The organism is Achromobacter sp. 46006, from assembly GCF_059761975.1.
In genome coordinates, this window is record NZ_JCBANN010000129.1 from 1 (window position 1) to 1526 (window position 1526).

2 protein-coding genes and 1 pseudogene are annotated in these 1526 nt (G+C 70.5%); all 3 read right to left on the reverse strand.

What is annotated here, in order from left to right; all coding sequences use genetic code 11:
* Nucleotides 1-83 precede the first annotated feature (83 nt).
* Complete coding sequence (locus tag AC6LKG_RS26460) at nt 84-971, reverse strand: DMT family transporter (protein ID WP_498169953.1); 888 nt, start codon at nt 969-971, stop codon at nt 84-86.
* Nucleotides 972-1030: 59 nt separating this feature from the next.
* Nucleotides 1031-1366 (reverse strand): thioredoxin family protein, encoded by a 336-nt coding sequence (locus tag AC6LKG_RS26465; protein ID WP_498169950.1) that lies wholly within the window; start codon nt 1364-1366, stop codon nt 1031-1033.
* Between the two features lie 18 nt (nt 1367-1384).
* Nucleotides 1385-1526 (reverse strand): annotated as a pseudogene (locus tag AC6LKG_RS26470) (M20/M25/M40 family metallo-hydrolase); the annotation flags it as partial.

Genomic DNA, 1526 nt, shown 5'->3' on the forward strand with positions numbered 1-1526 from the left:
CGGCAAGGACCGGCGCGCCAGGCGGCGGGTCAGCCCGCGACCCGGCCCGCGCCTGTCATCCCGCTACGGTCACCCCGCGCCGTTCAGGCGCGCCGGCCGCGCCGCAGCTTCTCGCGCAGCAGGCCGGCGCCGCTCACCAGCGAGATGCCGGCCAGCACCATCAGCGCGCCCAGGACGAAGGCGCCGTCCAGCGGCTCGTCCAGGATCAGCACGCCGAACGACACCCCGAACAGCGGCGTCATGAACGACAGGATCGACAGGCGCGAGGCCAGGTAGCGCCGCAGCAGCCAGAACCAGGCCAGGTAGCTCGACAGCGCCACCACCACCGATTGGAACGCCACGCTCAGCATGGCCGACGGCGTGTAGCGGATGCTGGCGTTGCCGGTGGCCGCGGCATAGACCAGGAGCACCAGCGCGGCGATCGCCATCTGGTAGAACAGCGTCTTGGACGGCGCCGCTTCCGACAGCGCGGTGCGGCGGATCGCCACCGTGGTGGCACCCCACAGCAGCCCGCCCAGCAGCCCGAGGCTGTCGCCCAGCAGCATGTTGCTGGCGGCCGCGGCCTGCGGCTGGCCGTTGCCCAGGAAGGCCACGGCGATGCCGCCGAAGGCCAGCGCCACGCCCAGCCATTGCAGCGGCGCCATGCGTTCCTCGGGCACGCGCCAGTGCAGGCCCAGCGCGGTGAAGATCGGCGCGGTGTACAGGAAAACCGACATGTGCGAGGCCGTGGTGTAGACCAGCCCCTGCGCGATCGCCAGGAACTCGAAGCCGAACAGCAGGCCCACCAGCACGCCCGCGCCCAGCGTGCCATCGCGCAGCGCGCGCGAGCCTTCGGCGCGCCACACCACCGCGCCCAGCACCAGCGCGGCAAAGGCCGAGCGCAGGCCGACCTGCATGATGGGCGAGATGTCGGCGGCCACCAGCTTGATGGCGATCTGCTGGAAGCCCCAGCACACGCACAGCAGCAGCATCACGCCGGTGGCCAGCGTGTCCAGGGGGCGTCGGGTGGGGGCCTGCCCCGCGACGGCGCTCACGGCAACTCGGCCGGATAGCTGTCCAGCGCCAGTCCGATCTGCTGGCGCAGATCCCATTCGGCCAGGCTGGCCTGCACCGGGCCGAAGAAGGCGCCGTCGCGGGTCACGAACATGGCCGGCAGGTGGAAGACCTCATAGCGTTCCACCAGGCCGCCGTTCTCGCCCGCATCGACCCAGCACACCCGTTCCACCGGCAGGTCCAGTTCGGGGAGCTGTTCGCGCGCGATGCGGCAGGTGCCGCAGGTGCGGCTGTGGAACACCAGCAGCGTCAGGCCGGGGGTATCCAGCAGGTAGCGGTCGGCGGTGCTGTCGTTCAGTTCTATCTGTTCCATGGCGGCATCAGGGTGGGGTTATCGGGACATCCGGCGATCCAGTTCCAGCACGGTCTGGTACAGCACTCGTGTGCCGTCCAGCAGTTGCGCCGGCTCGATCCATTCCTCGGGGCAGTGGCTGCGTCCGTTCAGGCAGGGGATGAAGATCATGCCGATGGGG